This window comes from Demequina sp. NBRC 110056, assembly GCF_002090155.1.
In the GTDB taxonomy this organism is placed as follows: Bacteria; Actinomycetota; Actinomycetes; order Actinomycetales; family Demequinaceae; genus Demequina.
Window position 1 is genome coordinate 54461 of record NZ_BBRM01000002.1, and the last position, 23110, is coordinate 77570.

The following is a 23110-nucleotide window of genomic DNA, read 5'->3' on the forward strand; positions in this document are numbered from 1 at the left end:
AGAGTCATGTCAGCACCCAGGAAGTACCCCGACGAGTTGCGTGAGCGGGCGACTCGGATGGCTGTCGAGCTGAGGCAGGACCCCGCAACCAAGACGGGCGCGATCGCGCGCGTGGCCGACCGGCTGGGCATGCATCGCGAGACTCTGCGCGGCTGGGTCCGCCAGGCCGAGATCGACGGTGGCGTCCGCCCGGGCACCACGACGGCCGACGCGGACCGGATCGCGCAGCTCGAGCAGGAGGTCCGCGAGCTGCGGCGAACGAACCACATTCTGCGCACGTCAGCGGTTTTTTTCGCAGCGGAGCTCGACCGCCCCACCATCAGGTAGCCGCCTACCTCGACGCCCATCGCCATGACGTGGTCGATGGGCGTGAGGTCGGGGTCGAGCCGATCTGCAAAGCACTCAGCGATGCTGGCGTGCAGATCGCCCCGAGCGGCTACTACGCAGCGAAGAACCGTCCCCCGTCCGCGCGCGCGGTCCGTGACGCCGAGCTGGTCGAGGACATCAGGACGGCCCACCGGGCGAACCTCGGCGTCTACGGGGCGCGCAAGATCTATGCGGAGCTCAACCGGGAAGGCGTGCCCGTCGCGCGGTGCACGGTCGAGCGTCTGATGAGACAGATCGGCTTGCAAGGCATCCGTCGCGAGAAGACTCGCAAGACGACCTTCGGTGACGGTGCGGAGACCGACCGGCCGCTGGACCTCGACAACCGCCAGTTCACGGCCGACGGCCCGAACCAGCTGTGGGTGGCGGACCTGACGTACGTGCGCACCCATGCCGGCTGGACGTATGTCGCGTTCGTCCTGGACGTCTTCTCGAGGATGATCGTGGGCTGGCAGGTGTCGACCAGTCTGCGCACGGATCTGGCGCTCGACGCCCTCGACATGGGCCTGTGGGCCCGCCAACGCGCAGGTCAGGACGTCTCCGGGCTGGTCCATCACAGCGACCGTGGAGTCCAATTTCGAGCTATCCGCTACAGCGAGAGATTGGCCGAGGCGGAAGCCGTCGCATCGGTCGGTAGCAGGGGCGATAGCTTCGACCATGCGATGGCCGAGGCGCTCAACTCGCTATTCAAGGCCGAATGCATCCGCAATCCCGTGATGCGTCCCAAGGGCGGCTGGAAGTCCGTCACCGACGTCGAGATCGCCACCGCAGAGTACGTCGACTGGTTCAACCACCGACGCCTCCACGGCGAGATCGGCATGGTCGCGCCCGCCGAACTCGAGGCCTTCCATTGGGCGACCGTCAGATCCGACCACTACCCTGAAGCACCCGTCCCCGTCGGGGCCGGAACCAATTAACCGGGCCTCTACGAAACCCGGGGCGCACCACAACAGCTTCTACTCGCTGTTGCACGCCCGTGTCGTCATCAGCGACTGGAAGACCGAGTACAACACGGTGCGACGCCACTCGGCCCTGGGCTACCGTGCCCCGGCCGACTATGCTCGCCACTGCACTCACGAAATGGAAACCGACGACTCACGCACAGGCCGGACCTAACGACGGCGGCGGCCCATGTCCCCAGAGCTCGGGCTCGACAAAGAACTGGTTCGACTCGATCGCCGTGTTGATGGTCGCGGGGTCGCACGCGCACGGCATCCAGCGGCCGCGGCTGAGGCGCGCGAAACATCACGGAGGGGCGCCGCGGCCCGTGAGAGTCCGCGCCGCCCACAGCGCGCCCCGCACGGATCACGCCGATCTCACGCCCTCTCGACGGTCCCTGCAGGACTTCTCACTCTGCGCCAGCCTGCCGCGTGAGAAAGAGTTCGCGCACCCTTCACAGGGCGACGGGCTGGGCGAAACATCCCCTCCCTAGCGTGAGTGGTGTCCGATGGAGCGCTGTGCGGGGCGCTCGAGGCCGACGGCGGCCCGGACTTCATCCACGCGATGAATCAACCACTGAGTGAACCCTGGGGAGGGGTCTCATGACCGTGCAGGACAAAGCAGGCGTCACCGACGTCGAGCCCGGTGTCATCGGCAAGGGCCGATGGATCGAGCGCTGGACCCCGGAGAACGAGCTGTTCTGGGAGTCCAAGGGCAAGTCGATCGCCTTCCGCAACCTCGTCTTCTCCATCGTCGCCGAGCACATCGGCTTCTCCGTCTGGCTGCTGTGGTCCATCGTCGTGGTCCGCATGTACGGCACGTTCGACGACTCGGGCGCCCTGGTCGCGGCCGGCGCGAACGGCTGGGCGCTCACCGCGAGCCAGGGGCTCACGCTGCTGGCCGTCGCCTCGGGCGTCGGCGCCTTCCTGCGCATCCCCTACACCTTCGCTGTGCCGATCTTCGGCGGCCGCAACTGGACGGTCATCTCCGCGCTGCTGCTGCTCGTGCCGACGCTCGGCCTCGCGTGGGTCGTCGGCCGACCGGACACCCCTTTCGCGGTGCTCGTCCTCATCGCCGCGACCGCCGGCTTCGGCGGCGGCAACTTCGCCTCCTCGATGTCGAACATCTCGTTCTTCTACCCGGACAAGGCGAAGGGCTGGGCGCTCGGCCTCAACGCCGCCGGCGGCAACATCGGCGTCGCGGTCGCCCAGAAGCTCGTGCCGATCGTCATCGGCATCGGCGGCGTCGGCCTCGCGATGGCGGGCCTCGTCTACGTGCCGCTCGCGCTGGCCGCGGCCGTCCTCGCGTTCCTGTTCATGGACAACCTGCGCGAGGCGAAGGCCGACCCCAAGCCCACCGCGCGGTCGCTCCGACACGGCCACACGTGGCTCATGGCGTTCCTCTACATCGGCACGTTCGGCTCGTTCATCGGGTACTCGGCCGCGTTCCCGACGCTGCTCACCGTGGTCTTCGAGCGCCCCGACATCGCCTTGACCTGGGGCTTCCTGGGCGCGCTAGTCGGTTCGATCTCACGGCCCTACGGCGGCAAGCTCGCCGACAGGTTCGGCGGCTCGATCATCACCGTGATCGCCTTCGTGTCGATGGCCGCGGCGGGCTGGGCGGCGGTCACGGGTGTGCAGAGCGAGAACCTCGCGCTGTTCTTCGTCAGCTTCATGGCGCTCTTCGCCCTCACCGGCATCGGCAACGGGTCGACCTACCGGATGATCCCGTCGATCTTCAACCGCCTGCGCGAGGACAAGGGCGACGGCTCCGACGCCTCGTTCCTCGACTTCAAGCGTCAGGCGGCGGGAGCCGTGGGCATCATCTCCTCGGTGGGCGCCTTCGGCGGCTTCGCGATCCCGTTCGTCTACATGTGGTCCCGCGAGACCTTCGACGGATCGATCGTGCCGGCCCTCCAGATCTACATCGGCGTGTTCCTCGTGATGGCCGTCCTGACGTGGGTGTTCTACCTGCGCAAGGGCGCCCGGATGGCGAACGTCTGATCGTGCCCGCACAGCACGGCGCCGCGTCGCCCGGGTCACAGCACCCGGGCGGCGCAGCTGCGCCCGCGATGACCGAGCGGCCCGCCGGCGTGGCGACGCACTGCCCGTACTGCGCCCTGCAGTGCGCGCAGACACTGACCCCCACGCCCCGCGAGCGCCTGCCGCTCGAGGTCGCCGGGCGCGACTTCCCCACCAACAGGGGAGGGCTGTGCCAGAAGGGCTGGACCTCGGCGGAGGTGCTGCGCGCCCGCGACCGCATCACCAGCCCGATGATCCGCACCGCCGACGGCGGCTTCCGCAAGGCCGGCTGGGACGAGGCGCTGGACCTCATCGCGGGCCGCGTCGAGCAGCTCCAAGCCGAGTCGGGTCGCGAGGCGATCGCGATCTTCGGTGGCGGGGGACTGACCAACGAGAAGGCCTACGCCCTCGGCAAGTTCGCGCGAGTCGTGCTGCGCACGCCGTTCATCGACTACAACGGCCGCTTCTGCATGTCGTCGGCCGCCGCGGCCTCGAACCGCGCGTTCGGCATGGACCGCGGCCTGGGCTTCCCCCTCGCGGACCTGGGCGGCGCCGATGCGGTGCTCATCCTGGGCTCGAACATGGGGGTGACCATGCCGCCGTTCGTCCAGCACCTCGCCGGGGCGCGCGAGCGCGGCGGGCTCGTGGTGGTGGATCCCCGCGAGACGGTGACCGCGAAGCTCGCGAGCGGCGACCAGGGCGAGCACCTCGCTCCCGTGCCCGGAACGGACATGGTGGTGCTCCTCGCCCTCACGCACATCGTGCTCGCCGAGGGCCTGGCGGACCTCCAGTACCTCGAGAAGCGCACCTCCGGGCTCGACGATGTGCGCCGCTCCGTCGCGGGATGGTGGCCCGAGCGCGCCGAGGCGGTGTGCGGGATCCCGGCCGAGCAGCTGCGGAGCACCGCGAGGCTGCTGGCGCAGGCCTCGCCTGTCCACGGCGGCCGCGGCGCGTACGTGCTCACCGGGCGCGGCATGGAGCAGATGAGCCAGGGCACCGCGTGCGTGACGGCCGCGATCAATCTCGCCCTATGCCTGGGCCTCATCGGCCGCGAGGGCTCGGGGTTCGGGCCCGTCACGGGTCAGGGCAACGGCCAGGGCGGCCGCGAGCACGGCCAGAAGTCGGACCAGCTGCCGGGCTACCGGATGATCACCGACCCAGCGGCCCGCGCGCACGTGGCCGGCGTCTGGGGCGTCGACCCCGAGACCCTGCCCGGACCGGGCGTCCCCGCCGTGAGGCTTCTCGACTCGCTCGGCCGCGACGGCGGCCCGCGCGCGCTGTTCGTGCACGGCTCCAACGTGGTGGTCTCCGCCCCCAACGCCGATGCGGTCGTCGAGTCCCTGCGCCGGCTCGACCTGCTGGTGGTGAGCGACCTCGTGCCGTCGGAGACGGCGCTGCTCGCCGACGTCATCCTCCCCATCACCCAATGGGCGGAGGAGGAGGGCACGATGACCAACCTCGAGGGCCGCGTCATCCGCCGCCGCAAGGCGACGGACGCGCCCGGCGAGGCCCGGTCCGAGCTGTGGATCCTCGGCGAGCTCGCCCGCCGTCTCGGCGTCGACCGCGGCTTCCCGGAGGACCCGGCGACGGTGTTCGACGAGATGGCGCGCGCGTCGGCCGGCGGTGTGGCCGACTACTCGGGCATCACCTACGCGCGGCTCGACGCCGGCGAGGAGCTCCAGTGGCCGTGCCCCGCCACCGACGGCACGCCGCACCCGGGGACGCCTCGTGTCTTCCTCGAGCGCTTCAACACCCCCGACGGACGCGCGCGGATGATCGCCGTCGATCACCACGCCCCGGCGGACGACGTCCGCCCCGGCGCTCGCACGTATCTCGTCACCGGCAGGGTGCTGCAGCACTACCAGTCGGGCGCGCAGACCCGGCGCGTGGACGAGCTCAATGCGGCCCAGCCCGAGTCGTTCGTCGAGGTCCACCCCCTGCTCGCCGAACGCATCGGCCTGGCAGAGGGCGAGGACGCGATCCTCACCACGCCCCGTGGCGAGGCCGTCGCGACCGTCCGCGTCACCGAGGCGATCAGGCCAGACACCGTCTTCATGCCGTTCCACTGGGCAGGCGCCGGCAGCGCCAACCGGCTGACCAACGACGTCACCGACCCCATCAGCGGCATGCCCGAGTTCAAGGTCACCGCGGTCACGATCGCGCGGGCCTCCGTCCCTGACAGCACCGTTCCCCTGGGGGTGAGCGTCTCGTGAACGTCGTCGTGATCGGCAACGGCATGGTGGGGTCGCGCTTCGTCGACGACCTCGTCGCCCGCGACCCCGAGGCGCGGGTCACCGTGCTCGGCAAGGAGCGCCACCTCCCGTACAACCGCGTGCTGCTGTCGAGCGTCGTGGCGGGCAAGACCGTGCCCGAGTCGCTCGCGATGGCGACCGCGGACTCCGATCGGGTGCGCACCCTCACCGGCGTCCCTGCGATCGACGTGGACCGCGAGGCGCGCACCGTCACCGACGCGGCGGGCGGCGTGCACCCCTACGACCGGCTCGTCTTCGCGACGGGCTCGCAGGCGCGCATCCCCAGCATCCAGGGCGTGGCCACCGACCGCGGACTGCTCCCCGGCGCGAGCGTCCTCAAGGACCTCGACGACGCCCAAGGCATCGTCGGCGCGCTGCCCAAGGCACGCCGCGCCGTGGTGCTCGGCGCGGGAGTGCTGGGCCTCGAGGTGGCCACCGGACTCGCCGCCCGCGGCCTGGCCGTGACCCTCGTCCACCACGCGGACCGGCTCATGGAGCGTCAGCTCGGCTCCGCGGCGTCGCAGATCGCCGCCGGCTCCCTCGAGCGCCTGGGCGTCAGGGTCGTCACCGAGACCTCGGTGGCTCGCGTGCTCGACCGCCGCGGCGTGCTGAGCGCCGTGACCCTCACCGACGGCACCGAGGTGCTCACCGACCTGCTGGTGATGTGCGCCGGCACCATCCCTGAGGCCGCGCTCGCGCGACGCGCGGGCCTGCCGTGCGAGCGCGGCATCCTCGTCGGCGCCGACCTCGGCTCGCCGATCGACTCGCACGTGTTCGCCATCGGTGACTGCGCCCAGCCGCCCGAGGGCGGCTCGGGCCTCGTGGCCCAGGGTTGGGATCAGGGCAAGCGCCTGGTCGACGCGTGGGTGAGGGCCGATGCGCCCGTCGCCGCCTCGACGGACCTGGGCGAGGCGGACGACGACGAGCTGGACCCCACCAACGTGGTGCGCGTCAAGGCTCTCGGGCTCGAGGTCGTGACGATGGGGCTGTCGGGCAAGTTCGACCACGGCGAGCGCGAGCTGCGCGCCGTGCGCATGGCCGACCCGGCCATCGGCCGCTTCGTCGAGGTGGTCGTCAGCCACGGCCTGCTCGTGGGCGCGACCATCGTGGGCGACAAGCAGTGCGCGTCCGAGCTGTCGGCGATGTACACGCGCATGCTGCCCGTGCCGAGCGACCCGGCCCACCTCATCATCCGGCCACTCGCCGGCGCTGGCCGCCCCGCCGCGGTGGCCGTGGAGGACATGGCCGACGACCACACCGTGTGCCAGTGCAACTCCGTGCCCAAGGGTCGCATCGTCGCGGCCGTGGCGGACGGCTGCACGAGCGTCGATGAGGTGTCGCGTGCGACGCGAGCCAGCACCGGGTGCGGCGACTGCCGCTCGCTGGTCGGCGACATCATCCGTACCTGCGGTGCCGCGGCCGAGGCTGGAGCCTCCGCCGACGCCGAGGGCAAGGTTCCCGCGCTGGCGGGGAAGTGAAGGGAGAGGCCATGACCGAGACGAAGAGGATCGTGGTGGTGGGCGGCGGCATGGTCGCGCACCGGTTCACCGAGGCGATGCGCGACCGCGACGCGGACGGCCAGCACCACATCACCGTGCTGGGCGAGGAGCCGCGGGCGCCGTACGACCGCGTCGCCCTCACCAGCTACTTCACCGGCAAGGACCCCGAGGAGCTCTCGCTGGGCACGCCGGAGCTCTGGGACGACCCGCGCGTCACCCTGCACCGCGACGCGCTCGTCACCCGCATCGACCGCGAGGCACGCGAGGTCGAGGACGGCGCCGGACGCCGCTTCCCCTACGACCACCTGGTCATGGCGACCGGCTCGTACGCGTGGTCGCCTCCCATGGAGGGTGCGGACCTTCCGGGTGTCTTCGTCTACCGCACCATCGACGACGTCGCGGCGCTCCGCCTCTACGTGGAGGCCCGTGCCAAGGAGCTGCGCCGGCCTGTCCGCGGCGCGGTGATCGGCGGCGGACTGCTCGGGCTCGAGGCCGCGGGCGCGCTGCAGGGGCTCGGCGCGACGAGCACCGTCATCCAGTTCGCCGACCGCCTCATGAACCTGCAGGTCGACGAGGGCGGCGGCCACGCCCTGAGCCGTCTCATCGAGAACCTGGGCGTCAGCGTGCGGTGCAACACCGCGACCCAGGCGATCAAGCCCGACAAGTCCGGCCGTGCTGGCCGACTCACCTTCGCCGACGGCGGCGAGATGCTCGTCGACGTGGTCATCTTCGCCACGGGTGTCCGCCCCCGCGACGAGCTGGGCCGCGAGGCGGGCCTCGCGATGGGCGAGCGTGGCGGCGTCGTGGTGGACGACACGTGCCTCACCGACGACCCGGCGATCTCCGCGATCGGCGAGGTCGCATGCATCCAGGGCGCTTGCATCGGCCTCATCGCCCCCGGCAACACGATGGCCGAGATCGCCGTCGACCGGCTGCTCGGCGGGCAGTCGACCTTCCCCGGAGCCGACACCTCGGCCAAGCTCAAGCTCCTCGGCGTCGACGTCGCGAGCTTCGGCGATGCCTTCGCGCAGACGCCCGGCGCCCTCGAGCTGGTCTACGCGGACCCGGTCGCCGGCGTGTACAAGAAGCTGGTGCTCACCGACGACGCGCGCACCCTGCTCGGCGGCATCCTCGTGGGCGACGCGAGCGCGTACGCGTCGCTGCGGCCCATGGTGGGCTCCGACCTGGGCGAGGACCCCGCCGCGTGGCTGCTGCCCGAGGGATCGGGCGAGCGCCCGAGCGTCGAGCTGCCCGACGAGGCCAACGTGTGCTCGTGCAACAACGTGTCCGCCGGCGCGATCCGCTGCGCCGTCACCGATGAGGGCTGCACGGACATCGCCGGGGTGAAGGCCTGCACCAAGGCCGGCACCAGCTGCGGCTCCTGCCTGCCGCTCGTGAAGAAGATCATGGGCACCGAGCTCGAGAAGGCCGGCATCGAGGTCTCCAACGCGCTGTGCGAGCACTTCGACATGAGCCGCGCGCAGCTCTTCAGCGCGATCCAGGTGTCCGAGCTGCGCACCTTCTCCGAGATCATCGAGCGGTTCGGCGTCGGACGCGGCTGTGACCTGTGCAAGCCCGCCATCGCGTCGATCCTCGCGTCCCTGTACAACGAGCACGTGCTCGCCCAGGACCGCGCGGCGCTGCAGGACACCAATGACCGCGTGATGGCGAACATGCAGAAGGACGGCACCTACTCGGTCGTGCCGCGCGTGCCCGGCGGCGAGATCCTGCCCGAGCACCTCATCCTCATCGGCCAGATCGCCCAGGACTACGGGCTCTACACGAAGATCACCGGCGGCCAGCGCATCGACCTGTTCGGCGCCCGCCTCGAGCAGCTGCCGAGCATCTGGAAGCGCCTGGTCGACGCCGGGATGGAGTCCGGACACGCCTACGGCAAGAGCCTGCGCACCGTGAAGTCCTGCGTCGGCTCGACCTGGTGCCGCTACGGCGTGCAGGACTCGGTGGGCATGGCGATCGCGCTCGAGCTGCGCTACCGGGGCCTGCGCAGCCCGCACAAGCTCAAGCTCGGCGTCTCGGGCTGTGCGCGCGAGTGCGCGGAGGCCCGCGGCAAGGACGTGGGCGTCATCGCGACGGACAAGGGCTGGAACATCTACGTGGGCGGCAACGGCGGGTTCACCCCCAAGCACGCGCAGCTGCTCGTCGAGGACGTCGACGGCGCGACCGTCTTCCAGGTCATCGACCGCTACCTCATGTACTACATCCGCACCGCCGACCGTCTGCAGCGCACCGCGCCCTGGCAGGAGGAGCACGAGGGCGGCCTCGAGGCGATCCGCGAGGTCATCATGGAGGACTCGCTGGGCATCTGCGCCGACCTCGACGAGCACATGGCCCGCCACATCGACTCGTACGAGGACGAGTGGAAGGCCGTGCTCAACGACCCCGAGCGCCTCGCGCAGTTCACGAGCTTCGTCAACGCTCCCGACCAGCCCGACCCGTCGCTCGCCTACGTCGAGCAGCGCGGTCAGCGTCGCCCGGCCACGGCGTCCGAGCGCGAGTCCGGTGCCGTCCTCATCGCCCCGTCCACCCTGGAGGTCCGGTCATGACGACCACCGCATCGGCGCCCACCGATCAGGCCACACGCGTGCTCGTGTGCGCCTACGACCGGCTCACCCCCGACCTGGGGGTCGCCGCGCTCATCGGAGACACCCAGGTCGCGCTCTTCCGGCTCGCCGACGGCTCCGTCCACGCGGTCCAGAACCTGTGCCCGTTCTCGGGAGCGTCCGTGCTCTCGCGCGGGATCACGGGTACCAGGGGAGACGTGCCGACGATCGCGTCGCCCATCTACAAGCAGGTGTTCTCGCTGATCGACGGCACGTGCCTGGTGACCATGGACAAGGAGCCCCAGGCCGGGATCGCCCCCGACTTGGTCGTCCACCCCGTGACCGTCGACAATGGCCAGGTGTACATCGACCTGGCTGGTGGCCCTTGACCGCACTCTTCGGACTTGACCTGCGCGGCAGGTCCGTCCTCGTCGCCGGCGGCGGCGCCGTCGCCGCGCGTCGGGTCCGTCGCTTCGTATCCGAGGGCGCCCTCGTCACGGTCGTCGCGCCGCAGATGCACGAGGACCTCGAGCGCCACGCGCTGCACGGGGACGTCGTGCTCGAGCGGCGCGGCGTCGCCCCGCACGATCTCGACGGCGCGTGGTTCGTGCTCGCCGCCACCGACGATCGCGAGCTCAACGACGCGATCGCGGGCTGGGCGGAGGACCGTCAGGTGTGGTGCATCGACGCCTCGGACGCGTCGCAGGGGTCCGCTCGGCAGGCGGCGATGTCCAAGCACGGGGACCTTGCGATCGGCGTGCTGTCGCTGGACGCCCCCGACCCGGGGCGCATCCGCGCCGTGCGTGACGCCATCGCCGCCCACCTCGACGCGGGCGAGGTCGACCTGCGCCGGCGCCGTCCCGGAGCGGGACGCGTGATCCTCGTGGGCTCCGGACCCGGCGACCCGGGGCTCATCACGGTGCGGGGCCGCCAGGCGCTGTCGGAGGCCGACGTGGTCGTCACCGACCGGCTGGGCGCCACCGAGCTGCTCGTCACCGTGCCGTACGACGTCGAGGTCGTCAACGTCGGCAAGTCGCCCGACAACCACCCGGTCCCGCAGCACGAGATCAACCGGATCCTGGTGGACCGCGCGCTCGCGGGAAAGACCGTCGTCCGGCTCAAGGGCGGCGACCCCTACGTGTTCGGCCGGGGCGGCGAGGAGGTCCACGCGTGCATCGAGGCCGGCATCGACGTGGAGGTGGTCCCCGGCATCACCTCCGCGCTCGCCGTGCCGGCACGCGCCGGCATCCCCGTGACGCAGCGCGGCGTCGCGACCTCGCTGCTCGTGACCACCGGGCACGCGGGCGCCGACGCCGCGTCGGTCGCGGCGATGGCGGCCGGCGCGACCGTCGTGATCCTCATGGGGGTGACGGCGCTGCCCGACATCGTCGACGCCGCGCTCGCCGGCGGATGCGACCCTGAGACGCCGGTCGCGATCGTCGAGAACGGCACGACCTCACGGGAGCGGATCACGCGAGGTGCCATGACGGACATCGTTCGTATCTGTAGCGAAACAGGGGTGAAACCTCCGGCGATTATCGTCGTCGGTGAGGTCGCGAGGCCGGGGCTCCTCGCTGGTGCCCTGGCCGCGACCCCGGAGCCATAGGAGGACGGACGTGAGCCACGTTGGGGAGCCGCTGGCGGGGTGCGTGATGGTCATCACCGCGGACCGCCGCAAGCGCGAGCTGGCGTCGGCGCTCGAGCGCCGAGGAGCCCTGGTGCGCTTCGCTCCCGCGCTGTCGACCGTCCCGCACCTCGACGACGAGCAGCTCATCGCCGACACCCGTGCGCTCATCGCGAACCCGCCGGACATCGTCGTCGCCACCACGGGAATCGGCTTCCGCGGCTGGGTCGAGGCCGCCGACGCGGCGGGGCTTGCCGACGACCTCCTCGAGGCGATGGCAGGAGCCCGTCTCATCGCACGCGGTCCGAAGGCCCGCGGCGCGATCCAGCAGAACGGCCTCGAGGCCGACTGGGTGGCGGAGTCGGAGACCGCGGCGGAGCTGCGCGACTACCTGCTCGCCGAGGGCGTCGAGGGGCTGCGCATCGCGGTCCAGCACCACGGCAACGGCTCGGACGGCCTCGACGAGGCCTTCATGGACGCCGGCGCGTTCGTCCAGAGCCTCGTGATCTACGGCTGGGGCCCGCCCGCGGATCCGGCCCCGCACCGCGAGTGGATCGACAACGCCGCCTGCGGCGGGGTCGACGCCGTGCTCTTCACGTCCGCACCGGGAGCCGAGGCGTGGATCGAGGGCGTGCGCGAGGCAGGTCTGCTCGACGCGATCCGGCTGCGGGTCGCGTCCGGCGACCTGGTCCTGGCCTCGGTGGGGCCGGTGACGGCCGCGCCGTTCGCCGCGGTGAACCTGCCGACGTGCTATCCCGACAGGTGGCGTCTGGGAGCCCTCGTGAGGGAGCTCGTCAAGCACTACAGCGAGAACCACACCGGGATCCAGACTCCCGATGGTCCGCTCGTCATGCGCGCATCGGCCGCAGTCCTCGATGGACGGGTCCTGCCGCTCACACCCACGGGGCTGGAGATCCTCCGGGCCCTCGCGAAGGCCGGAGGCAACGTGCTCACCCGAGAACAGCTCAGCGAGCTCCTGCCGGGAGCCCAGGCGGGCCCGCACGCCGTCGAGGCCGCCATCAACCGCCTGCGCGAGAACTCGGGCTCGCGGACCCTCGTGCGGACCGTCGTGAAGCGCGGATACGCGCTGGCGGTGAGCGTCGCATGAGCGCGATCCTCGTCGGCTGCGCGCACGGCACCAGGAGCCCCGAGGGGCAGGACACCATCCGTGCGCTGCTGGACCAGGTGCGCGAGGCGATGGACATCGAGGTCCGCGAGGCCTACGTCGACGTCCAGGAGCCCACGATCGACGAGATCGTCGACGGCGTGCCCGCGCGTGACGGCGGCCCCGCGGCCGTGGTGGTGCCGCTGCTGCTCGCCGGCGGCTACCACGTGCATGTGGACATCGCGCGGGCGGTGAAGGACCGCGTCGACATCCCCTCAGCGCCGGCGCTCGGGCCGGACCCCCGGCTCATCGACATCGTCCTCGACCGCGTCGCTGAGGAGGGCGTGCCCGAGGACGCGACGCTCGTGCTCGCGGCAGCAGGCTCGTCCGACCCGCGATCCCAGGCCGACACCGACGCCGCCGCGGAGATGCTGCGGACCCGGTGGGGCGGACCCGTGCGGGTCGGCTTCGCGGCCGGGCCGACGCCGTCGGTGGCCGATGCGGTCGCGTCGGCGCGCGCGAACGGCGAGGATGGGGTGGTGGCCGTCGCGTCCTACCTCCTCGCCCCCGGGCTGTTCCAGCAGCGCCTGCACGAGGCTGGCGCGGACTTCGTGACGGCGCCTCTCGCGCCGCACCCCACGCTGCTGGAGATCATCTCGGACCGTTTCCATGACGCGCTCGCTCTCTGACGACGCCGCCGGCGACATCGCGGGGCTCGACCCGTTCGTGCGCCAGCGCGCGCTGACCGGCTTCGGGGCACGCGGCCAGCGCGCCCTCGCGGGCGCCTCGGTCGCGCTGGTGGGCGTAGGAGGCCTCGGGTGCCCGGCGGCGCAATACCTCGCCGCCGCTGGCGTCGGACGCCTCACCCTGATCGACGGCGACCACGTCTCCGTGACGAACCTGCACCGCCAGATCCTCTTCGGCCCGGACGCGGTCGGACGGCCCAAGGTCCACGCGGCCGTGCGTGCGCTGCGCCTCATCGCGCCGGGCGTCGACGTGCGCCCTGTGCTCGCGCGCCTCGACGCCGCGAATGCTCGGGAGCTGCTGGCCGGTCACGACGTGATCGTGGACGGCACTGACACCTTTGCGGCGCGGCACGTGATCGCCGACGCGGCCGAGGACCTCGACATCCCCGTCGCCTGGGGTGCGGTGAGCGGATGGCACGGACAGGTGACGGTGTTCTCGCGCGCGTCCCGCATGCGCGACCTCTTTCCCGACGAGCCGGGCCCCGACCTCGACACGTGCGAGGGAGGGGCAGTGCTGGGCACCCTGTGCGGGCAGGTGGGTGCCGCGCTCGCCACCGAGGCGCTCAAGATCGTCTCCGGCACGGGCAGCGCGTTGATCGGCACCCTCGCGGTGGTCGATGCCCGGACGGGCCGCTGGCGCGAGATCGTGCTCGCCCCGGCCGTCGCTGCCGCCGAGGCGACGGGTGCGTGATCTCGACGACCACGTCGCGCACGCGCTGACGCTGGTCGCTCCGCTCGCGCCGCGCACGATGGCGCTCGCCGCCGCGCACGGCGCGGTGACCGCGGCGGACCACGTGGCGCTGAGCGACAGTCCGCCCTTCGACAACTCCGCGATGGACGGCTATGCCGTCCGAGCAGCCGATGCGCGCGCTGCCTCCGAGCGACGTCCCGTCGCGCTCACGGTGGCGGGGGAGACCGCGGCGGGGGCCGCGCCTGCCGTCCTTCCTGAGGGCAGGGCATGGCGAATCATGACCGGAGCCCCGCTGCCCGACGGGGCCGACGCGGTGATCCCCGTGGAGCTCACCGATGGCGGCCTCGAACGGGTCGTGGTGCTGCGGGCCGTGGAGCCCGGTCGCCACGTGCGGCGGGCAGGGGAGGACTGCCGCGCCGGCGACATCGTGGTGCCGGCGGGCGTCGAGCTCACCGCGGCCCGTCTCGCGTCCCTCGCGGCGGCCGGCGTGGGCGAGGTCGCGACGCTCGGGGCTCCGACGGTCGCCGTGCTCGCCACCGGCGACGAGCTGGTGGACCCCGGTGCGCCGCTCGGCCCAGGCCAGATCCACGACTCCAACGCGATCCTGCTCACGGGGCTCGTGCGGGAGGCCGGTGCGGCGCCGGTGGTGCTCGACCGGGTCCCGGACGAGCCGGCGGCGCTGCTCGAGCGCCTCGCGGACGTCGACGCGGATCTCCTCGTGACCACCGGCGGCGTCTCGGTGGGCGCCTACGACGTGGTGAAGGCGGCGCTCGCGCCCCGCGGCATCGCGTTCGTGAAGGTGGCGATGCAGCCCGGCAAGCCGCAGGGCCTCGGGATGCTCGACGGCACGCCCATCGCGTGCCTGCCCGGCAACCCCGTGAGCGTGCTCGTGAGCTTCGCGACCATCGTCGCGCCCATGATCAGGCGGCTCCGAGGCGTCACCGCCGAGCCCGAGACCGAGACCGCGGTGGTCGCCGCCGGTTGGCGTACGCCGCCCGAACGCCGTCAGCTCATGCCGGTGCGCTTCGTGAGCCCGGGTCACGTCGAGCCGGCCACCGCGGGAGGCTCGGGCTCTCACCTCGTCGCGAGCCTGGCGTCCGCGGAGGCGCTCGCTGACGTTCCCGTGGCTGTCGCGGAGGTCCAGGCGGGAGATACGGTGAGCATCGTGAGGTGGAGCCGATGAGCGAGTTCACGCACCTGGACCAGGCGGGTCACGCCCGGATGGTCGACGTGACGCACAAGCAGCCCACGGTGAGGGCCGCGGTCGCAGAGGCGTTCGTGGCGTGCGCGCCGCACGTCGTCGAGTCGCTGAGGGACGGCTCCGTCCCCAAGGGCGACGTCCTCGCCGTCGCACGCATCGCGGGGATCGCGGCGGCGAAGCGCACCCCCGAGCTGCTGCCGCTCGCTCACGTCATCGGCGTGCACGGCGTCACGGTCGACGCCGTCGTCACGGACGACGGCGTCCGGATCACGACCCGCGCGCAGACGGCCGACCGCACCGGTGTCGAGATGGAGGCGCTGACCGCGGCCTCCGTCGCGGCGCTCAACGTCGTGGACATGGTCAAGGGCCTGGACAAGGCGACCAGCATCCGCGAGGTACGGCTGCTGTCCAAGGAGGGCGGCAAGTCCGGCGACTGGACCCGCGACACGCCATGACGGCCTTCGACGCGATCATCCTCAGCGGCGGCCGCGCCGAGCGGCTCGGTGGCGTCGACAAGGGCACCATCGAGATCGGCGGCCGGACGTTGCTGTCGTACGCGTTCGACGCCGCGGCCGAGGCGAGGGCGATCGCGGTGGTCGGCCCGCCCGTCGAGCGGTTCGGCGTGATCTCGACGCGCGAGGATCCGCCCGGCGGCGGTCCCGTCGCGGGGATCGCGGCCGGGCTCAAGGCGCTCGCCGGGGGCGTGAACCGGGTGCTCGTGCTGGCGGTCGACACGCCTCGCGGCGGGGCGGCGATCCCCGATCTGCTCGCCGCGGTCGAGCCGGCCGAGGCCGCGATCGCTGTCGATGAGGACGGCCGCGACCAGCCGCTGCTCGGGGTGTACAAGCGTGCGGCTCTCGAGTCCGCGCTGGCCCGCCTGAGCTCTCCGGATGGAGCGTCGATGCGCTCGCTGCTGCGGCGGCTCACGATCGCGCGTGTGCCCGTGGCGGCCGGGGTGTCGCTCGACGCCGACACGTGGGACGACGTCCGCAGGCTGCGCGAGCAGTGGTCCTGAGGGTGCGGCCGCGCGCGACACACGCCACGATGGACTGGTGACGGGAGAGAGGACGCGATGAGCGACACGACGCAGCTCGAGGCATGGGTGGAGGCGCTCGCCGGCGAGCTCGGGATCGACACGGCCGACGTGGACGTGGAGGCGCTGCTGGACATCGCCCGCGAGGCCGCGCACTCCGTGGCGCGGCCCGCCGCCCCGGTCACGACGTTCCTCGTGGGCTACGCGGTGGCCCAAGGGGCGAGCCTCGAGGACGCGGGGGGCTCCGCCCAGGAGCTCGCGCGGCGCTGGCGCGAGGAGATGCCCGGCTGATGGCGACCGTCAGGCTGTTCGCCGCCGCGGCCGAGGCCGCGGGCACCGAGCAGACCACAGTCAAGGCCGGCACCGTCGGCGACCTGCGCGCGGTGCTCGCCGAGCGTCACGGCGACGAGCTCGCGCGCGTGCTGCGCCAATGCGCGATCGTGGTGTCGGGCCAGCGGGTGAGCGACGAGCACCCCCTCGGCGACGAGCTCGTCGACGTGCTGCCGCCCTTCGCCGGAGGGTGAGCGGCGCTCAGGGTCGGTAGGCGACGAGTCCTTGCGGCACGGTGAAGCGCACGGCGTCGCCGACGCCGACCGCGAGATCCGCGACGGCGACGTCCGCCGCGAGGAGGCGCCCGCGCACGCGGACGACGTCGCCGCGTGGCTCGAGCGCCGCCACGACGTCGTGCACCACGCCATCGCCCGCCTTGCCGGTGTCGACCGCTCTGCCAGCCGGCGCCCGGGAGGTGAGCGCCGTGGGCTCGGAGGAGTCCGGTGTGCGCGCGGTCATGCCCACCGCAGCCGGCGCCACGGCGACCACGGCTTCGGAGCCGTCCGGTACGCCGGAGGAGTCGGCAGGCACGCGCAGGCCGTCGGCGGTGACGAGAGCGCCGGGTGCCGCGCGCCCGGCCACGAGCACCCTCCCGGCCACGGCGGCGGCGAAGCGCGTGCGCGGGCGGGTGAGCACCTCCGCCGTCACACCTTGCTCCACGACTCGGCCTGTCTCGAGGACAGCGACCTCGGAGGCGAGCAGGTGCGCGTCGAGCGCGTCGTGGGTCGTGATCACGGTGGTGACGTCCGCGGCAGCCTCGGCGACGAGCAGGCGCAGCGCGGTCGCAGCCTCGACGTCGACGCCCGCGAAGGGCTCGTCGAGCAACAGCACCCGTGGCTGGCTGGCAAGGGCACGCACGATCGCGACGCGCCGCGCCTGACCTCCCGAGAGATCGCGCGGCAGCCGCTCCGCGAGGTCACCGAGCCCCGCCCTCGCGAGCCAGTGCTGGGACTCGTCCCGCGCATCGGCCCTGCGCACGCCACGTGCGCGCACGCCGAAGGCCACGTTGTCGAGCACCGTGAGCGCGGGGAACAGGTCGTGGCCCTGCGTCACGAGCGCGATGCCGCGCCGACGTGGCGGCGTCCACGCGGTGCGCCGCGCGTCGAGGTCGTGGAGCGGGAGACCGTCCAGCGCGACGCGGCCCGCGTCGGGCCGCACCGTGCCCGCGATCGCCGCGAGCACCGTGGACTTCCCGGACCCATTCGGCCCCAGGAGCGCGAGCGTCGAGCCGGCGTCGATCGCGAGGCGCGCGTCCACGCCGCGCGACGCCACCGTGACCTGCGCCTCGAGGCTCATCGGCCCGCTCCGGCAGGCGTCCGTGCGGACAGCGGCCGGTACGCGAGCGCGACCACCGTCACCGCGACCGCGACGAGCAGGACCGCGAGCGCCACCGCGGCATCCGCGTCGGTCTCGCGCTGCAGGTAGATCTCGAGCGGCAGCGTGCGGGTCACGCCGGGCATGGAGCCCGCGAACGTCAGCGTCGCGCCGAACTCGCCGAGCGCCCGTGCGAACGCCAGCACGGTGCCGGTGATGAGGGCCGGTCGCAGCGCCGGGAGAGTGACGTGCCACAGAGTCGTCGATCGCGACGCGCCCAGCGTCCCGGCGAGCGCCTCGTGGTGGCCGGCTTGGGCGCCGAGCGCCGACTCCGTCGCGAGCACCATGAACGGCATCGCGACGAACGTCTGCGCGACCACCACCGCGGCGGTGGTGAAGGCGAGGGACAGGCCGGCGTCCTCGAGCGCACCTCCCAGCAGACCTCGGCGCCCGAACGCGTAGAGCAGCGCGAGGCCGCCGACCACGGGCGGCAGCACGAGGGGAGCGAGCACGAGCGCCCGCACGGCGGGCTTGAACCGTGATCGCCACGTCGCGAGCGCGTACCCGAGCGGAAGTCCCAGCATCAGGCACAGGCACGTGGAGATGGCCGCGGTGGCGAGGCTCAGGCCCAGGGCGTCGAGCGCCGCGGGAGCGGTGAGCAGCTCGGGCAGCCGCGACCAGTCGAGGCGCGCCACCGTCGCGACGATGGGCAGCAGCACCACGGTCGCGGCGAGCACCGCGAGGGGCGCCATCCAGCGCGGCATGGTCCCGGTCACGGCGATCCGAATCCGGCCTCGGCGAGGACGCGCTGGCCCGCGTCGCCGAGCACCAGGTCGACGAAGGAGGCGGCGAGGTCGAGGCTCTCGCCGCCGGACATGGGCGCGATCGGGTAGCTGTTCACCACTGCCGCCGCGCCGTCGATCTCCACCTGCTCGACGCCGCTCGCCCGGGCGACGTCGGTGACGTAGACGACTCCCGCATCGGCCTGGCCGGCCGCGACCTTGCCGAGCACGTCGGTGACCGAGCTCTCCTGCGAGGACGGGGCGAGCGTGGCTCCCTCGGCGGCGGCGAGCTCGAGGGTGGCCGCGCCGCAGGGCACCTGCGGGGCGCACACGACGGACACGACGTCCTCCCGCGCCAGGTCGTCGAGTCCCGCGAGCCGCAGGGGGTTGCCGTCCTCGACCACGAGCGTGAGGGTGTTGGTCGCGAAGATCGTCGGCGGCGCGGCGGTGAGCTCCTGGACCGCCTCCATCTGTGCCTCGTTCGCGGACGCGAACACGTCCGCCGGGGCGCCCTCGACGATGGTGGCCGCGAGCTCCGCCGAGCCGCCGTGGACCACCACCACGTCGACGTGCGGGTGCTCGGCCTCGTAGGCCTCCTCGAGCTGCGCGAACACGTCCGTGAGCGACGCCGCCGCGTAGACGGTCAGGACCCGGTCGTCTCCCGCGCTCGCCGTCGAGCATCCGGCGAGGACCAGCGTCATCGCGGCGACCGCCGCCGCGCCAGCCGTCGCGCGACGGGACGAGGTCGCGCGCGCTGGACGAGGGGGTGGCGTGTGCGGGCTCCTCCTGAGCAGGGCCGATGCGCTCGTCACGAGCGCTCAGCGCGCTCGACGATGACGGTCGTGGCCTTCACGACGGCGGTGGCGACGGAGCCTGGCACGAGTCCGAGCTCACGCACCGCCTCGGTGCTCATGAGGGAGACCACGCGGTGCGGTCCGCACTGCAGCTCGACCTGGCTCATCACGGCGTCCGAGGTGACGGCCGTGACGATGCCGACGAACTGGTTGCGAGCGGACCGGGCCACGCCGGACGCGTCCGTCGCGACGCGGGCGCGCTCGCGCGCCAGGCGTGCGACGTCCTCGCCGTCGATCAGCGTCCGGCCCGCCGAGTCGACCGCCGTGACGAGGCCTTCCGCGTCGACCCAGCGGCGGACCGTGTCGTCGGAGACGCCGGTCAGGACGGCGGCCTCGGAGATTCGCAGATGCGGCATGAAGGCCACTGTAGTGGCGCATCTGCGTCAGAACGAGGGCTTCGTCCAGCAAACTCTCCGCCGCCGCGCAGCCATGCAGGTCCGCCCGATCAGTTCACGGCCGCACCCGCGCCCGTCGTGCGAAGGGCGCGACGCAGGCCACGCTGAGCGTCGCCATGAGCCCCACCACGAGGACGACGAGCCACGCCCCGTCGGGCGTGGTGACGGGCATCTCGGCGATGAGGGCGGGCGTCGCGGCGAAGCCGGCGAGCGCGAGCGCCCACAGCGCGCCGACGAGCAGCCTCACCCACCGCCGACCGCGAGAGCCCAGGGCGTAGCCGCCGGCGAGGCCCACGAGCACCACCCCGATCGCGCCCCCGCCGAGCCCCTGCGTGAGGAGGTCGGCGAGCGCTCCTGGCTCGAGCATCGGCGCGACGGCGAGGACGGCGGGTGCCAGCGCGAACCACGCGCTGGGCCTGCCGAGTGTCGCCCTCGACCACGCCCAGCCCAGCAGCCCGCCGGCGACCGCGCCGGGAAGGAGGATCGCTCCGAACGTGCCCCACCAGGTGAAGGTGGACACCGGGCCCGCGAGCTCGATCATGTACGCCCGCAGGGCGGCCGCCCACGTGACGCCGGTCACGGTTCCGACCGCCACCAGCAGTCCAGCGCGCGGCGCCCGAGCGACGGTCCGCGTCGCGTCGGGTGCGGGGAGCGGCCCTGGCGTGGGCACTCCGACCTCCATCGCACCAGTGTGCTCCTGGGGTCGCTCGAGCGCGCGCCTCAGCCGCCGATCGCGCTCATCGGCCGGTCGGGCTGCAGGAAGGCGGGGTCGTCGATGTCGTGGCCGGGGCGCTTGAGGCGCAGGCAGGCGGCGACGGCGTCGGCGAGCTCCTCGTCGGTGGCGCCGCCGCGCAGGAGGCCGCGCAGGTCGGACTCCTCGCGCGCGAACAGGCACGCGCGCAGCTGGCCGTCGGCGGTGAGGCGCACGCGGTCGCAGGTGCCGCAGAAGGGGGCGGTCACGGACGCGATGACCCCGACCGACGCGGCGGTGCCGGCGATGTCCCACACCCGGGCGGGAGCCGCGCCGCGGTCCGAGCGTTCGACCAGCGTCCACTCGGCCCGCAGCTGCGCGAGGATCTCCTCGCCGGTGACCATCTGCTGACGGTCCCAGGTGTGGCCGGCATCGAGCGGCATCTGCTCGATGAAGCGCATCTGGTAGCCGTGGTCGACGCAGAAGCGCGTGAGGTCGACGATCTCGTCGTCGTTCACGCCGCGCATGGCCACCGCGTTGATCTTGATGGGCTCCATCCCGGACGCGTCTGCGGCGGTGATCCCGGCGAGCGTCTCGGTGAGCTTGTCGCGCCGGGTGAGCTCGTGGAAGCGCTCGCGGCGCAGGGTGTCGAGCGAGATGTTGACCCGCACGAGTCCCGCGTCGTGCAGCTGGTCCGCGAGCGCGGGCAGGCGCAGCGCATTGGTGGTGAGGGAGAGCTCGGGCCGCCCCGCGGGACCCTCGAGCCTCGCCAGACGCGACACCACGTCCACGACGTCGGCGCGCAGCAGCGGCTCGCCGCCCGTGAGGCGGATCTCGTCGATCCCCATCTCCACGGCGATGCGCGCGATCCGGACGATCTCGTCGGTCGACAGCATGGTGTCGCGTTGCAGCCACGGCACGCCGTCGGCGGGCATGCAGTACGTGCAGCGCAGGGAGCAGCGGTCGGTGAGCGAGATGCGCAGGTCGCGGTGCTCGCGGCCGAAGCGGTCCGTGAGCCCGGGGTGCCGCGGCGCCGTCACGAGATGCCCACCCACGTGTGCGTGCCGTCGCGCAGGATCTCGCGCTTCCAGATGGGCGCCTCGGCCTTGACGCGCTCGACCAGCTCGCGGCACACGTCGAACGCCGCCGCCCGGTGGGCGCTCGCGACGGCGACCACGATCGCCGCGTCGCCGACGGCGAGGAGCCCGACGCGGTGGGACACGGCGACCGTGACGTCCTCGGGTGCCGCTGCGCTCACCTCGCTCGCGATGCGCTCGAGGACTGACGCGGCGTCGGGGTGTGCGCTGTAGTCCAGGTGGGTGACCTCGCCCGCGACCGAAGGGTCGTGATCGCGCACCTGACCCAGGAAGGTGGCGACCGCGCCGTCGCGGGGACCCGAGACGGCGGCGACGTGGGAGTCCAGGCCGATGCGCGCATCGGCGATCCGTGCGAACGCGACGCTCATGCGTGGTCACCGCCCTCGAGCTGGGACAGGGCGTGGGGGAGCACGGTCAGCAGCGTGGCGACGCCTTCTCGGGCGGCGCGCTCCGAGCCGGGAAGGTTGACGACGATCGCGGGGTGCGGACCAGCGGTGACGCCGGCGCGGCCGCGGCTCAGCGCTGCCGCTGGCGTCGTCGTCGAGCCCTCGCGACGCAGCAGCTCGGGCACGCCGGGCAGATCGCGGTCGATGACGCCTCTCGTCGCCTCGGGGGTGAGGTCGCGCGGCCCCACGCCCGTGCCGCCCGTGGTGACCACCAGGCGCGCGCCGTCGGCGAGCGCCGCGTCGAGCGCCGTGCGGACGGAGTCGAGGCCGTCAGGTACGAGCCATGTCGTGACGACCGCGCCCGCGCTGGCCAGGGAGTGGGCGATCGCGGGACCCGCGGTGTCCTCGGCCTCGCCGGCCGCGCGGCGGTCGGACACCGTGATGACGGCGACGCTGACGCCTGTCAGATCAGCCACGGTTCCTCCCTCCGGTCGGTCGGGACCAGTGTAGGAAGGCGCGGGTTTCCGAGGTGTTGCGGCCGGCTCGCGCCGTCCGTGAGGACCGCGTGAGTCAGGCGTCGCGACGGTCGTCGGTGCCGCGGTCGTCGTGCGCCTCGGGTGCGGCCGAGTCGCGACGATCCGAGCGGGTGTCGTGCGGGTCGTCCCACAGCTCGTTGTAGAGCATCGAGTGGACCTGCTCCACCTCGGGGATGTCGTCGAACTCGAGCGGGTCGTCCGAGGCGGACTCGATGATCAGCGTCCCGGTGCGGAAGATGCGGTCGATGATGCCGTGGCGGAACTGGATCGACGCGATGCGGGCGATCGGGATGTCGATCCCTGTACGCGTGATGACCCCGGTGCGGAACAGGATCCTTCGGTTGGTGATCACGAAGTGGGTGGTCGCCCAGCGCACGAGCGGCGCGAGGCTCAGCCAGCCCAGCAGCGCGACGGCGGCTATCGCCACGGCGCCCGTCGCCACGGTGCCGCCGACGCCCTCGAGGCCGGACGCCCAGATGAAGCCGAACACGGCGGCGACGACGATGACGATGAGCCACAGGCTCGCGCCGATCAGCACCTTCCAGTGCTGGTGGCGGTGCAGCAGCAGACGCTCGTTCGGTGCGAGCAGATCCTCGGGGTAGCCCATAGCCAGACTCTAGCCCTCGTGGGCCCGCGCCACCCTTCTTCCTTTCCGCGAAAGTGGGCCCA

The 23110-nt window shown here is 72.7% G+C and carries 24 protein-coding genes and 1 pseudogene; 16 read left to right on the plus strand and 9 right to left on the minus strand.

Translation table 11 applies throughout. The features are described 5' to 3' along the window. Positions 1–6: 6 nt before the first annotated feature. From B7K25_RS00270 to B7K25_RS00340, 16 genes and pseudogenes are all read left to right on the plus strand, one after another. A protein-coding gene (locus tag B7K25_RS00270) for an IS3 family transposase (protein WP_371328268.1) occupies positions 7–1301 on the plus strand; the annotation gives its coding sequence in 2 pieces (ribosomal slippage) (positions 7–277 and positions 277–1301; 1296 coding nt in all). Between the two features lie 31 nt (positions 1302–1332). Beyond that, a pseudogene (locus B7K25_RS00275) lies at positions 1333–1500 on the plus strand (integrase core domain-containing protein); the annotation flags it as partial. A 425-nt stretch (positions 1501–1925) separates the two neighbouring features. Continuing rightward, positions 1926–3326: an MFS transporter gene (locus tag B7K25_RS00280; RefSeq protein WP_084103232.1), complete on the plus strand. Its 1401-nt coding sequence runs from the start codon at positions 1926–1928 to the stop codon at positions 3324–3326. A gap of 68 nt (positions 3327–3394) precedes the next feature. Next, a complete protein-coding gene (locus B7K25_RS00285; RefSeq protein WP_084104466.1) occupies positions 3395–5557 on the plus strand; it encodes a molybdopterin oxidoreductase family protein in 2163 nt (720 codons plus the stop codon). Beyond that, entirely contained in the window at positions 5554–7074 is a 1521-nt protein-coding gene (locus B7K25_RS00290; RefSeq protein ID WP_084103233.1) for an FAD-dependent oxidoreductase, read from the plus strand. The genes B7K25_RS00285 and B7K25_RS00290 overlap by 4 nt, the downstream gene beginning before the upstream one ends. An 11-nt stretch (positions 7075–7085) precedes the next feature. Then, positions 7086–9659, plus strand: a complete 2574-nt coding sequence (gene nirB, locus B7K25_RS00295; RefSeq protein ID WP_084103234.1) for a nitrite reductase large subunit NirB — start codon at positions 7086–7088, stop codon at positions 9657–9659. Continuing rightward, positions 9656–10045, plus strand: a complete 390-nt coding sequence (gene nirD / locus B7K25_RS00300; RefSeq protein ID WP_084103235.1) for a nitrite reductase small subunit NirD — start codon at positions 9656–9658, stop codon at positions 10043–10045. Before nirB ends, nirD begins: the two co-directional genes overlap by 4 nt. Further along, positions 10042–11262 carry a uroporphyrinogen-III C-methyltransferase gene (gene cobA, locus B7K25_RS00305; protein ID WP_084103236.1) on the plus strand — a complete coding sequence of 407 codons (1221 nt, stop codon included), beginning with the start codon at positions 10042–10044 and terminating at the stop codon, positions 11260–11262. The genes nirD and cobA overlap by 4 nt, the downstream gene beginning before the upstream one ends. Positions 11263–11272: 10 nt before the next feature. After that, entirely contained in the window at positions 11273–12388 is a 1116-nt protein-coding gene (locus tag B7K25_RS00310) for a uroporphyrinogen-III synthase (protein WP_234988006.1), read from the plus strand. Continuing rightward, the gene (locus B7K25_RS00315) at positions 12385–13074 is read left to right on the plus strand and encodes a sirohydrochlorin chelatase (protein ID WP_084103237.1); all 690 of its coding nucleotides are present in this window, start codon (positions 12385–12387) and stop codon (positions 13072–13074) included. The genes B7K25_RS00310 and B7K25_RS00315 overlap by 4 nt, the downstream gene beginning before the upstream one ends. After that, entirely contained in the window at positions 13055–13822 is a 768-nt protein-coding gene (locus tag B7K25_RS00320; RefSeq protein ID WP_084103238.1) for a HesA/MoeB/ThiF family protein, read from the plus strand. Before B7K25_RS00315 ends, B7K25_RS00320 begins: the two co-directional genes overlap by 20 nt. Further along, entirely contained in the window at positions 13815–15005 is a 1191-nt protein-coding gene (gene glp, locus B7K25_RS00325; RefSeq protein ID WP_234988007.1) for a gephyrin-like molybdotransferase Glp, read from the plus strand. The genes B7K25_RS00320 and glp overlap by 8 nt, the downstream gene beginning before the upstream one ends. Continuing rightward, positions 15002–15478, plus strand: coding sequence for a cyclic pyranopterin monophosphate synthase MoaC (moaC, locus tag B7K25_RS00330; RefSeq protein WP_084103240.1), 477 nt, complete (start codon positions 15002–15004; stop codon positions 15476–15478). Before glp ends, moaC begins: the two co-directional genes overlap by 4 nt. Then, on the plus strand, positions 15475–16038 hold the full coding sequence (locus B7K25_RS13465) for a molybdenum cofactor guanylyltransferase (protein WP_144018777.1): 564 nt from the start codon (positions 15475–15477) through the stop codon (positions 16036–16038). Before moaC ends, B7K25_RS13465 begins: the two co-directional genes overlap by 4 nt. 57 nt (positions 16039–16095) lie before the next feature. After that, entirely contained in the window at positions 16096–16347 is a 252-nt protein-coding gene (locus tag B7K25_RS13470) for a DUF6457 domain-containing protein (RefSeq protein ID WP_144018778.1), read from the plus strand. Then, the gene (locus tag B7K25_RS00340; RefSeq protein WP_084103241.1) at positions 16347–16580 is read left to right on the plus strand and encodes a MoaD/ThiS family protein; all 234 of its coding nucleotides are present in this window, start codon (positions 16347–16349) and stop codon (positions 16578–16580) included. Before B7K25_RS13470 ends, B7K25_RS00340 begins: the two co-directional genes overlap by 1 nt. A gap of 7 nt (positions 16581–16587) precedes the next feature. On the opposite strand, the gene B7K25_RS00345 is transcribed toward B7K25_RS00340, so the two are convergent. From B7K25_RS00345 to B7K25_RS00385, 9 genes are all read right to left on the minus strand, one after another. Next, on the minus strand, positions 16588–17682 hold the full coding sequence (locus B7K25_RS00345; RefSeq protein ID WP_084103242.1) for a sulfate/molybdate ABC transporter ATP-binding protein: 1095 nt from the start codon (positions 17680–17682) through the stop codon (positions 16588–16590). Beyond that, complete coding sequence (locus B7K25_RS00350) at positions 17679–18476, minus strand: ABC transporter permease (protein ID WP_371328269.1); 798 nt, start codon at positions 18474–18476, stop codon at positions 17679–17681. The genes B7K25_RS00345 and B7K25_RS00350 overlap by 4 nt, the downstream gene beginning before the upstream one ends. Beyond that, entirely contained in the window at positions 18473–19183 is a 711-nt protein-coding gene (modA, locus tag B7K25_RS00355) for a molybdate ABC transporter substrate-binding protein (protein ID WP_084103244.1), read from the minus strand. Before modA ends, B7K25_RS00350 begins: the two co-directional genes overlap by 4 nt. A gap of 107 nt (positions 19184–19290) precedes the next feature. After that, positions 19291–19692 (minus strand): molybdopterin-binding protein, encoded by a 402-nt coding sequence (locus tag B7K25_RS00360; protein ID WP_084104468.1) that lies wholly within the window; start codon positions 19690–19692, stop codon positions 19291–19293. Between the two features lie 94 nt (positions 19693–19786). Then, a complete protein-coding gene (locus tag B7K25_RS00365; RefSeq protein ID WP_084103245.1) occupies positions 19787–20413 on the minus strand; it encodes a hypothetical protein in 627 nt (208 codons plus the stop codon). A gap of 38 nt (positions 20414–20451) precedes the next feature. Continuing rightward, entirely contained in the window at positions 20452–21462 is a 1011-nt protein-coding gene (gene moaA / locus B7K25_RS00370; protein WP_084103246.1) for a GTP 3',8-cyclase MoaA, read from the minus strand. Next, positions 21459–21887 carry a molybdenum cofactor biosynthesis protein MoaE gene (locus B7K25_RS00375; RefSeq protein WP_084103247.1) on the minus strand — a complete coding sequence of 143 codons (429 nt, stop codon included), beginning with the start codon at positions 21885–21887 and terminating at the stop codon, positions 21459–21461. Before B7K25_RS00375 ends, moaA begins: the two co-directional genes overlap by 4 nt. Continuing rightward, entirely contained in the window at positions 21884–22381 is a 498-nt protein-coding gene (locus B7K25_RS00380; RefSeq protein WP_234988008.1) for a molybdenum cofactor biosynthesis protein B, read from the minus strand. The genes B7K25_RS00375 and B7K25_RS00380 overlap by 4 nt, the downstream gene beginning before the upstream one ends. A 94-nt stretch (positions 22382–22475) precedes the next feature. Further along, positions 22476–23048 (minus strand): PH domain-containing protein, encoded by a 573-nt coding sequence (locus B7K25_RS00385; protein ID WP_084103248.1) that lies wholly within the window; start codon positions 23046–23048, stop codon positions 22476–22478. Positions 23049–23110 lie beyond the last annotated feature (62 nt).